We start from the raw sequence: 13,658 nt of genomic DNA, 5'->3' as shown, positions 1-13,658 counted from the left end.
TCCATGACGACCAAGGGAAATGTTTACGTCATCGACGACGACGCGGCGATGCGGGACTCGCTGAACTTCCTGCTGGATTCCGCCGGCTTCGCCGTCACTTTGTTCGACGACGCGCTCGCCTTTCTTGAAGCCCTGCCCGGCCTCGGTTTCGGCTGCATCGTCTCCGACGTGCGCATGCCCGGCCTCGACGGCATCGAGCTCTTGAAGCGGATGAAGGCGCAGCAAAGCCCGTTTCCGATCGTGATCATGACCGGTCACGGCGACGTGCCGCTGGCGGTCGAGGCGATGAAGCTCGGGGCGGTCGACTTCCTGGAAAAACCATTCGATGACGACCGTCTCACTGCCATGATCGAGTCGGCGCTCCGCCAGGCCGAGCCCGCCGCCAGGAACGAAGCCGTCGCGCAGGACATCGCTGCCCGCGTCGCATCCTTGAGCCCGCGGGAGCGCCAGGTCATGGAGGGGCTGGTCGCGGGCCTCTCCAATAAGCTGATCGCCCGCGAATACGACATCAGCCCGCGGACCATCGAAGTCTACCGGGCCAACGTCATGACCAAGATGCAGGCGAGCAGCCTTTCGGAACTGGTTCGCCTCGCGATGCGCGCCGGCATGCTCAACGATTGAGGCAGGTCAAGGCGGCTTCACGGGGCCATGCTAGTCAGACAGCATGGTTGATGTCAGCCCACATGGTGCGCGGCCATCGTCCTCCCCACAACCCACCGTCTTTGTGGTCGATGATGATGCCGCAGTCCTCGGATCCCTGCGTTTTCTGTTGGAAACCGACGGCTTCGCCGTGCGGACCTTCAGGAGCGGCACGGCGCTGCTCAATCTTGGCGCCGCCCCCGGGCCGGACTGCTACGTCATCGACTACAAGATGCCCGACATCAACGGCATCGATTTGACCGGCCGGCTTCGCAAATCCCACCGCGACGCGCCCGTGATCCTGATCACCGGCTATCCCGACGAGAACATCTCGGCCCGGGCCGCGATGGCGGGCATCAAGGACGTGGTTTTGAAGCCGCTTCTGGATGAAAACCTCGTCAAGTGCATCCGCCACGCGATCAAGGACCGCCCCCGCGCCTGACCTACGGGATTCTACGTAAGGCACCCCCCTTAAGATATCTCGCGAAATTTTCGAGGCACCCGATACCACGTAGGAAAGCGTCATCACAACGGAGATGGCGCAGATGCTGACCCAGACGCTCAACACCCCGGCGATCAACACCCAAATCGGTGGCAAGATTGCCCCTGCCCACCCTGTTACCGACCAGTTCGGCGCGATCGTGGGCCATGTCGGTCTGGTCGCCACCGAGTTCTCCTACGGCAAGGACGAGGAGATCTATGGCGAGGAGGAGGCGGCCGAATATGTCTATCAGGTCGTCACCGGCGCAGTACGCAGCTACAAGCTTCTCTCCGACGGCCGCCGCCAGATCGGCGCCTTCCATCTTCCCGGCGACGTCTTCGGCCTCGAATCCGGTCCCGCTCACCGCCTCGCCGCTGAAGCCATCATCGACACCAGCGTTCGCCTCGTGAAGCGCGCCAGCCTGGAAAAGGCCGCCGGCACCGACGTGCAGGTCGCCCGCAAGCTCTGGGCCATGACCGCCGGCGAGCTGCGCCACGCTGAGGACCACATGCTGCTGCTGGGCCGCAAGACTGCGATGGAGCGCGTCGCGACCTTCCTGCTCGAAATGGACCGCCGCCTCGCCGTCGCCGGCATGATGGCGCTGCCGATGTGCCGCCGCGACATCGGCGACTATCTCGGCCTCACGCTGGAGACCGTGTCGCGCGCGCTGTCGCAGCTTCACGCTCAGGGCATCCTCGGTTTCTCCGGTGCCCGCCAGATCGTGCTGCGCAACCGCCAGCGCCTGCACAATCTCGACGCCTGATGCTTCTTCCTCCCCCCACTTTGGCCGGCTGAATTCGTTTCAGTCGGCCACTTCTTTGGTGGCGGTCAGACCCGTGCGCCGCGTCTCCGGCATCACAAAGAAGATCAGCAGGAGCCCCGCTGCGGCAACGCCGGACAGCCCGATGAATGCGGTGGCATTGCCGAACTTGTCGCTGACATAGCCGCCAAGCACCGTGCTCAGCGACGCGCCGATGCCCGTTGCGGTGCCGACGATCCCCTGCGCCAGGTTGAAATGCCCGCTGCCGAACGCGACGTCGGCGACGATCAGCGGGATCATCACCGCGAAGACCGCCGCGGTGATGCCGTCGAACACCTGCACCAGCACCAACAGATACGGATCGCGCACGGTCGCAAACAACAGGCCGCGAATCGCCAGAGCACCGAATCCGATCAGCAGCAGCGGGCGCCGGCCCCACGCTTGCGCCTTGCGCCCCACCGTCGGCGACAGCAGCGCCACGATCGCTTGCGGAACGACGATGCAAAAGGCGACGAGCACGGTCGCCCATTGGCTCGATCGCGCCGTCACCGCGCTCGCCATCAGCGGCATCATCGCGGCGTTCGCGAGCTGCAGCAGCAGCACGCTGAGCGCGAACACGATGAGCGGGCGCTGCCGGATCAGGTGCCAGATATTGGGATCGCCGCGGTCGGCGGCTTCAGGCGGCAGCTCGCCGTGACAGCGCCTGATGTCGACCTCGTTCTCGCGGATGCGCGACAGAGCGATCAGGGTTGGAATCACGAGCAGGAAGGTGACCAGGAAGACCGAGCGGCTCGATAACAGGTAGCCCGCGGTGCCCATCACCGCCGCCGCGACGCCGTTGCCGAGCGAGGCGAAGCGCGCGTTGCGCCCGAGCCGCTCGCCGATCGCGAGCGGGCCGACGAGGCCGAGGCTGATCGCGGCGATCGCCGGCCCGAGCACGCAGCTCGCCATCGCATGCAGCGTGGCGGCGGTCACCACGACGGCGAAGATCGGCATCGCCGCATAGGCCAGCGCGCAGGCGCCGATGGTCGCGATCGCGAGGGCAGCGACGAGGCGCTCCGATTTCGCGGCATCGATGATCGCGCCGCCCGGCATCTGGCCGATCAGGGCGACGATGCCGCCGATCGACAGCACGAACCCGATCTCGACCTGGGTCCATTTCTGCGTCGTCAGATAGACCGCGATGAAGGGACCGAATCCGGTCTGCACGTCGGCGAGGAAGAAGATGAACCAGTCGAGGCCGCGCAGGCTCTGGCGCGACGGCGCCGGAATGCCCGCAGCCGCCGGCTCCGCGACGTTGTCCTGCTCGACGACGCCGCCGCGATCTGCATGATTCGGCTTCCTCGACAACAGCACGGGCGGTCAGCCCTCCCTGCACCTCACTGGATCGCTTGCAGCGGCTGAAGGCTGCCGGACGCGCCGAGCACGACGATCGGCGTGTCCTCCTTGTATTCCGGTGCGGCCGCGACCTGCGCCTTGGTCAATTCCAGCGTGATGCTGTCCTTCTTGTTGGCGATCTTGCCGAAGCGCAGCGCGTTCCAGTCGACGACGATCTTGCGGCTGCCGACGCCGAGGAAGCCGCCGAAATCGATCGCCGCAGCGCGGACATGGCCGGTGCGATCGACGATGACGTCGACGATGCGACCCATGTCCTCGCCGGCGGCGCTGCGAACGTCGCGGCCGAGAACGCCGTGGGCCTCGCTCGCGCCGATGATGGTCACCGATGGCGGCGGCGCGGCGTCCTTGGGCGTGACGGGCACCGTGGAAGCCGGCGGTTGCACATTTGCCGGTGCCTTTGCCTCGCTCGGGGATGCAGGCGGCTCCTCGGCCGCGCGCGATTCGGCGACCGTCAAGCCCGCGACGATCGCCACGCCCAAGACCAACCTTCCGATCGCACGCATGACCTCCTCCTCGCGCCTCTAGCGCGCCAGCACGATCGAGACCTGGATCTGACCGCGCGTGCGCAACACTTCCAGCGCCACGTCGTCGCCGTGACGGCTGACGCGAAGATCGACGCTGGATTCGCCAAGGCGCAGATCGCGCAGGATCACCTCGTTGAGGAACGCCGGCAGATGCGGGTTGCGCAGGCGAATCTCGCCGCGCGCGACGTCGAACTCGAGGCCGAGTGCCGCCTCCAGCAGCGTGAACGGCGTCGCGCTGGCCCAGGCCTGCGGCGCGCAGGCGACCGGGTACAGCGTCGGCCCGCGCCGCTTCTCGCGCCGGAAGCCGCAGAACAATTCGGGCAACCGGCGCAAATCCATGTAGGTCGCGGCATCGAACAGACCCTTGAAGACATGCGCCACCGAATGCTTGAGGCCGTAGCGCGCCAGCCCCAGCGCGATCAGCGCGTTGTCGTGCGGCCAGATCGATCCGTCATGGTAGGACATCGGGTTGTAGCGCACCTCGCCTTGCGCGACGGTGCGGATGCCCCAGCCCGAGAAGAAATGCGGCCGCATCAGATCGGCGGCGACGAGACGCGCGCGGTCCTCGCGGACCATGCCGCTGAACAGGATCTGCCCGGCATTCGAGGTCCTCACCTTGCAGGGCCGCTTCTTGCCGTCGAGCGCGAGCGCATAGGTGCCGAGCTCCTCGCACCAGAACGCCTGCTCGAAGCGCTCGGCGAGCGCCCTGGCTTCGGCCTCGAGCTTGCGCACGCGGTCCGGCTTGCCGAGCCGCAGCGCGCAACGCGCCGCGAGCTGCTTGGCGGCAAAGACGTAGCCCTGGACCTCCGCGAGCGCGATATTGCCCTCGGCAAGCCGGCCGTCGGCATGGAAGATCGCGTCATAGGAATCCTTCCAGCCCTGGTTCGCCAGCCCTTTCTCGGTCGCGCGCTGGTATTCGACGAAGCCGTCTTGATCGGGATCGCCCGGACCGTCGATCCAGGCGAGCCCCGCCTCGATCGCGGGCCACAGCTCGATCAACGTGGCCTCGTCGCCGGTGCGCTCGAAATAGCTGCCTGCGAGCAGCACGAACAGCGCGGTCGAATCGACGCTGCCGTAGTAATGCGCGAACGGGACTTCCCCGAGCGCCGCCATCTCGCCGCCGCGCATCTCGTGCAGGATCTTGCCGGGCGCGGCGTCCGCGAGCGGATCGACCGCCGCGGCCTGGAAATGCGCGAGCCGGCGCAGGACGCCCTTGGCAATGCGCGGATCGACCCAGAGCATCTGCAGCGCGGTGATGAGGCCGTCGCGCCCGAACGTCGTCGAGTACCAGGGAATGCCGGCATAGGGATAGCGTCCCTGCGGCGTCTCGGTCATCAGCATGTTGAGGTCGGCCATGGCCTGGCACAGCACCTCGTTGAAGATGTTGTTGGAGGTCTCGATGCTGGCCGCGCCCATGGTCGACTGCCGCATCTCGCGGCGGTGCGCCAGCAGACCCGGGAAGAACCGCACCGGCTTCTCCGTCAGCGGCCGGTTGCAGGACACGGCCACGAACAGCGATTTGGCCTGGTGCGGCTCAAGGTCGAGTTCCCAGGTCGCAGCGTTGACCGAGAGCCGCGTCGGACGCGGATCGAAATGCAGGCCGGTGGTCCGCTCGGCGTCGTCAAGGCCGCGATACTCGAACAGGACGTCGGTCGGCCCGAGCAGCCGGCCGGTTCCGACGCCGCGGCGCGGCCGCCGCTCGCCGCGAACCTCGAACAGATCGGCGAAGTCGTTGCCGAACAGCAGCGTCAGCTCGAAGCTGGTGCGCCGGTCGCCATGGTTCTGCACGCCGATGCGCTGGTAGGCGGTGCCGCGCCACAGGAAGATGGTGCGCACGACGTGCAACAGGTCCTTTTGTAGAACGAGGTTGCCCTGCCGGTAGATGTCCGGATTGGTGAGATCGACGGTCAACGCCGAATTGTCGTCGCGCAGATTCGAGCCGAGCAGCAGCGGCTGGAGATCGTCGAGCACGAGCTCCAGCCGCGCAAGATAGCGCGTGTCGTGATGGAACAGTCCGTCCGGCCCGCCAGCGGACGCGCCGATGTCGCCGTGGCTGTCGAGCACGATGAAGGTGTCGTCGTGCTTGAGCGAACGCCGCGGCCGGGCCGAGGGCCCGGTCATCGGAATGTAGAAGGGCTGTTCCGCGACCTGTTCCGGGGTCCGCGTCACGGAGACGAACTGGGTTACGGCTTCTGCCGACATGAGCTGCTCCCCTGCGCTTGATTCGAAACGCGACCGACTCGAGAACGCGACTGTTGGTTTACGCGGCGGCTTGCGCGAGCCGGCTCATTTCCTGCGTGACCAGCTCACGATACGGCCCGTGACCCTGCATCAGGCGCTCGGGCGAGCCGTCCTCGATGATCTTACCATTCCTCAACACCACGACACGATCGAAATTGCGCAGCGTCGCAAGGCGATGAGCGATCGCGATCACGGTGCGGCCGCGCATCAGGCGGGACAGCGCCTCGCGGATCGCCTCCTCGGATTCGCTGTCGAGCGCGGCGGTCGCCTCGTCCAGCAGCAGGATCGGCGCGTCCTTCAGGAAGGCGCGCGCGATCGCGATGCGCTGGCGCTGGCCGCCCGACATCTTGACGCCGCGGTCGCCGACCATGGTGTCGAGGCCCTCGGGCAGGCTCTCGACGAAGTCGCAGCGCGCTGCGATCGCCGCGCGCAGCACCTCGTCGTCGGTCGCGTTCGGCCGACCATAACGGATGTTCTCGCGAATCGAGCGATGAAACAAGGAAATGTCCTGCGGCACGACGGAAATCGCCTCGCGCAGGCTCAGCTGCGTCACCTTCGAGATGTCCTGGCCGTCAATGGTGATATTGCCCTCGTCGACGTCGTAGAAGCGCTGCAGCAGCGTGAACAGCGTCGACTTGCCGCCGCCGGACTGGCCGACCAGTCCGACGCGCTGGCCGGGCTGGAGGCGCAGGCTGAAGCGCTCGAAGATCTTGTCGCTGCCGGGATAGCCGAAGGTGACGTTGTTGTACGCGATGGCCGCGCCGCTTTTGACCAGGGGCTCGGCCTCGGGATGATCGCGGAGCTCGTGCGGCACCAGCAGCGTGGCGATCGCCTCTGTCAGACGCGCGACGTGCTGGGTGACGTCGACCAGCGCCACCGCGAGATCGCGCGTCGCGCTCAGGATCGAGATGCCGAGCGTACAGACCAGCACGACGTCGCCGGTCGTCGCTTGGCCCTTCTGCCAGAGCGAGATCGCCCAGGCCATCAGCGCAATGGTCAGAAGCACGGTGATGACGGCATGCAACAGCCGCAGCTTCTCCAGATAACGCAGGCTACGGCTGCGCGCGGTCAGCTCCTGGTTCACGGTCGCGTCGAACCGCTCATGCTCGTGGCTGATGCCGCAGAAGGCGCGCACCAGCGGCATGTTGCTGATGACGTCGATCATCTCGCCGTCGACCAATGCGGCCTTGTCGGCGAAATCGTCATGCAGCGGCTTGCCGGCCGCGGCCAGACGAAACATCGCAACCACCATACCGCCCGCGATCGCGATCAGGCCGAGCGCCATGTAGGGACTGACGGTTCCAATCAGGATGATTGCCGCAATTGTGGCAATGCACGGCGGCAACACATTCCAGACGAACATGTTCTCGACGGTGAACACCGCGTTCGAGGTCGCGGTGATGCGGCTCGTCAGCATGCCGGGCATCCGGTCCGAGAAGTAGCTCGGGGCGTGCCCGGTCAGATGACGAAATATGTCACGCCGTAAATCGCCCGTGACCCGGACGAAGGTGAAGCTCGCCGTCCAGCTTGCGATCCGCCACAGGAAGTTGTCGGCGGCAATCAGTGACATGAGCAGAATGAATGCCAGCCATACGCCACCGCCATACGAGGGACCGGCCGACAAGGCGTCAACCAGAGCTTTGACGCCATACTGGGTGCCTACGGAGCAGGCAACGGCCCCCACGACCGCGGTCAGGATCACCAAATGCGACGCGAGACGACGCCGGAGATAGCGCAGGACAAAGGCAAATGGCCTACGCGCGTACCCAGAAAGCTGATCCATATGGCTGTCGCCCCGTTATGCTGATTTTTCGTTTCGTTACTGGTCGAGTGAACATCGACCGCTTCGCCTCGGTTCCCGGGCAATCCCATCACGACATGCGGATGCGGACGATGTGCGAAGATGTAGTGGCAGCATCGCGACGCTCCGCCGACGTGTCGAATATGTAACGTTCGGGGGAAGGAACTTCGCAGGTGCGGGAACGTTCCCTCGTCTGGCATTGCCGGTGCCGTTAAGGCGGGGGTTTCAACTTCATGATCGCAGAGGAGATGGTGAGATGCGCATCGCGCAGGTAGCTCCGTTGACGGAGGCTGTTCCACCCAAGCTGTATGGCGGCACCGAGCGGGTGGTGCATTGGTTGACGGAAGAGCTGGTGGCCCTGGGCCATGACGTGACGCTTTTCGCCAGCGGCGACTCGCGGACATCGGCCAAGCTCGATGCATTATGGCCGCGGGCGCTTCGGCTCGACGGTTCCGTGCGCGATCCCAACGCGCTGCACATGGTGCTGCTGGAGCGGGTGCGGCAAAAATGTGACGACGAGGAGTTCGATTTCCTCCACTTCCATCTCGACTATTATCCCTGGTCGTTGTTCCACCGCCAGCCGACCCCGTTCGTGACGACGTTGCACGGCCGGCTCGATCTTCCCGAGCATCAGCCGGTCTTCAACACGTTCACCAAGATGCCGGTCATCTCGATCTCCAATGCGCAGCGGCGGCCGGTGCCGCAGGCGAACTGGGTGACGACGATCCACCACGGCCTGCCGGAGAAGCTGCTGACGCCGAAGCCGGCGAAACAGGAATACCTCGCCGTGCTCGGCCGCATCGCGCCCGAGAAGGGCGTCGATCGCGCCATCAAGATCGCGACCCATTGCGGCATTCCGCTCAAGATCGCGGCCAAGGTCGACCGTGCCGACCAGGATTATTACGACGAGCTGATCCGGCCGATGATCGAGAACAATCCGTTGGTCGATTTCATCGGCGAGATCAGCGATCACGAGAAGTCGGATTTCCTCAGCGGCGCGCTCGGCCTCTTGCTGCCGATCGACTGGCCGGAGCCGTTCGGCCTCGTCATGATCGAGGCCATGGCGTGCGGAACGCCGGTCGTCGCCTTCAACCGCGGCTCGGTGCCGGAGATCATCGACGAGGGCCTCACCGGCTTCATCGTCGAGGACGTCATCAGCGCCGCGGGCGTGGTGAACCGGCTTCCGCAACTCGACCGCGCCGCGATCCGCAAGCAGTTCGAAACGCGCTTCACCGCGCGGCGCATGGCCCTGGACTACCTCGCCGCATATCGCAGCCTGACCGAGGCGCAGGCACCGCGGATCAAGCTGGTGAGCAGCGCAGAGTAGGAAGGCAACTTAGGCGCAAACCTCATGGCCGGGCCAGTACCGGCCATGATTTGCGTAAGCGCCCGGCCCTATCAATTCGTCATTGCGAGCGCAGCGAAGCAATCCAGGATCTTTCCGCGGAGGGACTCTGGATTGCTTCGCTGCGCTCGCAATGACGGAGGACTTGGCGACGGCCTCCTACCCGACCCTCACCCGCTTCGGCTCGGCGATCTCGAACATCCTTCCTACGCCGCTCACCCCGCTACATCCCCAATAGCCGCGGCAGCCACAGCGACAGGCCCGGCCAATAGGTCACCACCACGAGGAAGCCCAGCATCGTCAGCAGCCACGGCCACACTGCGACCGTGAGCTCGGTGATCCCCATCTTGGCGATGCCCGAGGCGACGTAGAGATTGAGGCCGACCGGCGGATGGCACAGGCCGACCTCCATGTTGACCGTCATCAGGATGCCGAAATGGATCGGGTCGATGCCGAGCTTGACCGCGACCGGAAACAGGATCGGGGCCATGATCAGGATGATCGAGGACGGCTCCATCACGTTGCCTGCGAGCAGCAGCAGGATGTTGACGAGCAGCAGGAAACCGATCCAGCCCAGGCCCTGGTCGATCATCCATTGCGCCAGCGCCTGCGGCACGTTCTCGTAGGTCATCAGGAACGAGAACAGCACGGCATTGGTGATGATGTAGAGCAGCATCGCCGAAAGGTTGGCCGACGACAGCAGCACGCGCGGCACGTCGCGCAGCTTCAGGTCCTTGTATATGAACACCGCGACGATGAAGGCGTAGACCGCGCTGACGGCGGCAGCTTCAGTCGGCGTGAACAGGCCGCTGTAGATGCCGCCGATCACGATCACGATCAGGAGGATGCCCCAGATCGACTTGCGGAACGCATCGAGACGCTCCATGAAGGTCGCCTTCGGCATCCGCGGATAGTCGTTGCGCCAGGCGCGATAGAACGTCGTCATGCCGAGCAGCGTGGCGAGCGCAAGCCCCGGCACGATGCCGGCGATGAAGAGCTTGCCTACCGAGCTGTTGGTGGAGACGGCGTAGAGCACCATCGGGATCGATGGCGGAATCAGAATGCCGAGCGAGCCCGACGTCGTGATCACGCCGGCGCCGAACCGCTTCGGAAAGCCTTGCGCGACCATCGCGGGCAGGATCACTGAGCCGATCGCCACCACCGTCGCCGGCGAGGAGCCGGAGATCGCGGCGAACAGCGCGCAGGCGACCACGCCCGACAGCGCGAGCCCGCCGTACCAATGGCCGACCAGCGAGGTTGCGAAGGTGATCATCCGCCGCGCCACACCGCCATGGGTCAGGAAGTTGCCGGCGAGGATAAAGAACGGGATCGCCATGATCTCGAAATTCTCGATGCCGGTGAACAGCTTCAGCGCCACCGATTCGGTTCGCACGTCGGTCAGCGTGAACATGAAGCTGAGCACGGTCAGACCCAGCGCGATCGAGATCGGCATGCCCGTCAGCATCAGCGAGAGCAGCAGCGCGAACACGATGAAGACGCGCAGGCCCTGCGGCAAGGTGATGACATGGGCCGCATGCGCGAAGCACAGCGCGACGATCAGGACCGGCAGCAGCATCAGGATCCAGCCGAGCGGGCTGCGCTCGTCCCGGACCACCTGGGTGGGCGTGACCGGCGCAGGATGCACCGGATCCGCCTCGACGCCCTCGACGCCCGCCATATCGTGATGCGGCAGCTCGCCGGTGCGGTAGAACGACCAGGCGACCTGCAGGAAGCGGAAGCACATCAGGCCGGAGCCGATCGGAATGGTGAGGTACACCACCCACATCGGCGCCTCGAGGTCGTTGGACTGTTGGCCGCTGTGCCACATGTGGCTGACGAAGGCGGCTCCGAAATAGCCCACGATGGCGGTGAACAGCGCACCGCACAGCAGGCCGAAGGTGATGATGCGACGGCGCGAGCCGCCGGGCAGGATGTTGACCAGCACGTCGACGCCGACATGGATGCCGGTCCGCACGCCATAGGCGGCGCCGAACTTCGCCATCCAGATGAACATGTAGATGCAGAGCTCCTGCGCCCATGACAAATCGAGCGCGGCAAGCCAGGCGAACGTCGCGCGCGCGGGCACGGCGAGGACGGTGAGGTTGCGGGCTTCCGCCCATTTGGCGAGGTCGATCGACAGCCCGGCGCCGTAACGGTGCACCACCGCGACGAAGATGAGCGACGTCGCAGCCGCGATCATCGTCGCGATCAGCCATTCCTCGAGATGATCGAGAAAGCGATTCAGCACACGCAGCAACTTGGTCCCCCCGGATTGGATCATTCAAGCGCAACGGCCGGGAGCGCAATTGCCCCCGACCGTTGGTACTGTTGTTATTGGGCCGCAGCCGTCGGTAACAATGAGAGCTAAGCGCTGCCAAGCTAACGTGATGACCGCCGGATGCGCAAGCCGGCATCCGCGCGAGTCCAAGGCAACGCGTGCTATGCCGCATTGCGGCAGCGCCATCAGCCTTTCCGTTGCGCGACCATGAAGAGGCGCCGGAACGGGAACAGCGTCTGCCCCGCCGCATTCTTCGGATAGGCGCTCGCGACGCGCATCCCGTAGGCGGCTTCGAACGCGGCCTTCTCCTCGCCTTGGAGCACGTCGAGATAGCGCGTCAGCCAGGTGCCCTTGGTCCATTCCTTCACGGGATTGTCGCCTTCGAGCACTTGCAGATATTCGGTCTCCCAGATGTCGATGTTGGCCGACATCGGCGCGAGCAGATCGTGATAGAAGCCCGGCCCTTCCACCGGCGGCGGGGTGACGAGATGCTCCACCTTGGAGCGCCATGGGCCGTCGAGCGCAGTCTCGCCGATCAGCACATGCGAAGGCGCGAGGAAATTGCGCGGCATCTGCACCGCGAGCATGCCCCCGGGCGTCACCTTCTCCATCAGCGACGGAAACAGTGCCGCATGATTGGGCAGCCAATGCAGTGCGGCATTGGAATAGATCAAGTCGTACTGCCCAGCGGGACTCCAATGGCCGAGATCCTCATGTGACCATTCCACGTCAGGCGCGGCCTTGCGTCCTGCCGCGACCATCTCCGCCGAGCCCTCGACCCCGGTCACGCGTGCCTCCGGCCAGCGCTCCGTGATCAATTTGGTGACGTTGCCGGCGCCGGCGCCGAGATCGGCGATCGCGCGTGGGACAAAATCGGGAATCCGCATCAACAGGTCGACGGCGGGCCGGAGCCGATGGCCGGAGAACTTCAGATATTGCTGCGGATCCCAGACCATCCTTCGACGCCTTTTGTTTTTCGTATTTCCTTCGCCAAGGCTTTTGTCCTTAAACAAGGCTCTTGTCCTTCGGCAAGCCTCTTGGTTACCACTGCTCGTCCCGGTCGGGCAATTCGCAAGCCCGCGGGACAGAGCGGCAAACGAACAACAAAAAGCAGGCAGGACCAAGGGAGCGTGCGACCATGGACCTCGGGCTCAAATCGAAAACCGCTGTCATCACCGGCGCGAGCATCGGCATCGGCCGCGCCATCGCCAGGGGCCTCGCCGCCGAAGGCGTGCGCGTCATCGGCGTGGCGCGCCGTACCGATCTCCTCGCCGAGCTGGTGAAGGAGATTGCTACCAGGCAAGTGCACTCCCTCTCCCGCTTGTGAGAGAGGGCTGGGGAATGTTTCCGCAATGGGATAGCCCCGAGAGGAGAAAGCCCTGACCCGCGCCGGAGCCTGTCGTCGGGCGCGCCGTGGGCGCGAGCCGGTGGCGTGACCTCTCCCGCATCCGCCTTCGCCAAGGCTTCGGCGGACAAGAGCGGGAGAGGTTGCACCGAGCCCGTGGCAATCGATTCAACCTAAAGCCATTCCGCTCTAACTGCGCATCCGACGGCCTCATTGTCGCCGGACCTCACGGTTTGACGTAGCTCCAGCCCTGTTCCTGCAGCTCCATGACGCGGACGACACCCGATTTGACCACCGTCGCCTGCGGAATCAGATTGATGTCCTTGTTCTCCGCCTTCCGCATATTTTCCTGGGTGATGCCGCAGGCTTTGAAGGAGATTTCGGGATTGCTCATCGCGAGCACCTCGATGCGTGGCTTTACCGGCGAGGTATCATCGCGCAGCATATGAAGACCGGGACCAAAGGTGACAATCTCGATTGAGACTGGTTCACCGAGATCGCGGTAATATTGCGCGACATTGGTGGCATTGTTGAGCGTGAGGTTCATCATCGCAGGTTCGTTGGAATTGACCTGCAATATCAGCTGGTGCGGCTTTTTGACGATCTCGGGTTTTGTCGCCTGAGCCATCGCCGCCCGTGTCGCAGCGGTTTGCTTGCTCGTGTGAGTCTGCCCCGGCTTGCTCACGTGCATCCGTCTAGTCGGTTGCTTCGGATCGCGTGCTTGATTCTTCTCGCTCATCTGCGGGATCAACTGGTTGTCCTGTTGCGCCTGCGCGCTTGGTTCGACCAGAAGCACCATCGCCAGGCCGCCGATGATTGCTATCGTCAACTTCGGATTGATCATCT

At 64.8% G+C, this 13,658-nt stretch carries 11 protein-coding genes and 2 pseudogenes; 5 read left to right on the top strand and 8 right to left on the bottom strand.

Features of this window, described 5'->3' with window-relative positions:
* The first annotated feature begins 3 nt into the window (after positions 1-3).
* From fixJ to I6F09_RS11255, 3 genes are all read left to right on the top strand, one after another.
* Positions 4-621 (top strand): response regulator FixJ, encoded by a 618-nt coding sequence (gene fixJ, locus I6F09_RS11265; RefSeq protein ID WP_036025946.1) that lies wholly within the window; start codon positions 4-6, stop codon positions 619-621.
* 43 nt (positions 622-664) lie between these two features.
* Positions 665-1,081 (top strand): response regulator, encoded by a 417-nt coding sequence (locus tag I6F09_RS11260; protein ID WP_036025947.1) that lies wholly within the window; start codon positions 665-667, stop codon positions 1,079-1,081.
* A 103-nt stretch (positions 1,082-1,184) separates the two neighbouring features.
* On the top strand, positions 1,185-1,883 hold the full coding sequence (locus tag I6F09_RS11255; RefSeq protein WP_036025973.1) for a helix-turn-helix domain-containing protein: 699 nt from the start codon (positions 1,185-1,187) through the stop codon (positions 1,881-1,883).
* Between the two features lie 39 nt (positions 1,884-1,922).
* On the opposite strand, the gene I6F09_RS11250 is transcribed toward I6F09_RS11255, so the two are convergent.
* Genes I6F09_RS11250 through I6F09_RS11235 form a run of 4 tightly spaced genes read right to left on the bottom strand, consistent with a single transcriptional unit; the run spans position 1,923 to position 7,826 of the window.
* Positions 1,923-3,236, bottom strand: a complete 1,314-nt coding sequence (locus I6F09_RS11250; protein ID WP_225188061.1) for an MFS transporter — start codon at positions 3,234-3,236, stop codon at positions 1,923-1,925.
* Between the two features lie 23 nt (positions 3,237-3,259).
* Entirely contained in the window at positions 3,260-3,781 is a 522-nt protein-coding gene (locus I6F09_RS11245; RefSeq protein WP_036025949.1) for a PRC-barrel domain-containing protein, read from the bottom strand.
* An 18-nt stretch (positions 3,782-3,799) separates the two neighbouring features.
* Positions 3,800-6,004 carry an amylo-alpha-1,6-glucosidase gene (locus I6F09_RS11240; RefSeq protein WP_036004384.1) on the bottom strand — a complete coding sequence of 735 codons (2,205 nt, stop codon included), beginning with the start codon at positions 6,002-6,004 and terminating at the stop codon, positions 3,800-3,802.
* A 58-nt stretch (positions 6,005-6,062) separates the two neighbouring features.
* Complete coding sequence (locus I6F09_RS11235; protein WP_036004382.1) at positions 6,063-7,826, bottom strand: ABC transporter ATP-binding protein; 1,764 nt, start codon at positions 7,824-7,826, stop codon at positions 6,063-6,065.
* Between the two features lie 274 nt (positions 7,827-8,100).
* Between I6F09_RS11235 and I6F09_RS11230 the strand changes: the two genes are divergently transcribed.
* A complete protein-coding gene (locus I6F09_RS11230) occupies positions 8,101-9,171 on the top strand; it encodes a glycosyltransferase family 4 protein (protein ID WP_036004379.1) in 1,071 nt (356 codons plus the stop codon).
* A gap of 241 nt (positions 9,172-9,412) precedes the next feature.
* Here I6F09_RS11230 and I6F09_RS37695 read toward each other — a convergent pair whose 3' ends face one another.
* The 3 genes and pseudogenes from I6F09_RS37695 to I6F09_RS11215 all read right to left on the bottom strand — a co-directional run bounded on the left by I6F09_RS37695 (position 9,413) and on the right by I6F09_RS11215 (position 12,423).
* Positions 9,413-10,693, bottom strand: coding sequence for a TRAP transporter large permease subunit (locus I6F09_RS37695; RefSeq protein ID WP_036025977.1), 1,281 nt, complete (start codon positions 10,691-10,693; stop codon positions 9,413-9,415).
* Between the two features lie 219 nt (positions 10,694-10,912).
* Positions 10,913-11,389 (bottom strand): annotated as a pseudogene (locus I6F09_RS37690) (TRAP transporter small permease subunit); the annotation flags it as partial.
* A gap of 263 nt (positions 11,390-11,652) precedes the next feature.
* Complete coding sequence (locus I6F09_RS11215) at positions 11,653-12,423, bottom strand: methyltransferase domain-containing protein (protein WP_225188060.1); 771 nt, start codon at positions 12,421-12,423, stop codon at positions 11,653-11,655.
* A gap of 182 nt (positions 12,424-12,605) precedes the next feature.
* On the opposite strand from I6F09_RS11215, the pseudogene I6F09_RS11210 reads away from it, so the two are divergent.
* A pseudogene (locus tag I6F09_RS11210) lies at positions 12,606-12,758 on the top strand (SDR family NAD(P)-dependent oxidoreductase); the annotation flags it as partial.
* A gap of 280 nt (positions 12,759-13,038) precedes the next feature.
* On the opposite strand, the gene I6F09_RS11205 reads toward I6F09_RS11210, so the two are convergent.
* Complete coding sequence (locus I6F09_RS11205; protein WP_225188059.1) at positions 13,039-13,656, bottom strand: hypothetical protein; 618 nt, start codon at positions 13,654-13,656, stop codon at positions 13,039-13,041.
* Between the last annotated feature and the right edge of the window lie 2 nt (positions 13,657-13,658).

Source organism: Bradyrhizobium sp. IC3195 (genome assembly GCF_020193585.1).
Lineage (GTDB): Bacteria > Pseudomonadota > Alphaproteobacteria > Rhizobiales > Xanthobacteraceae > Bradyrhizobium > Bradyrhizobium yuanmingense.
Note: the sequence above shows the minus strand (reverse complement) of the source record. Positions and strands in the feature narration are given on the sequence as shown.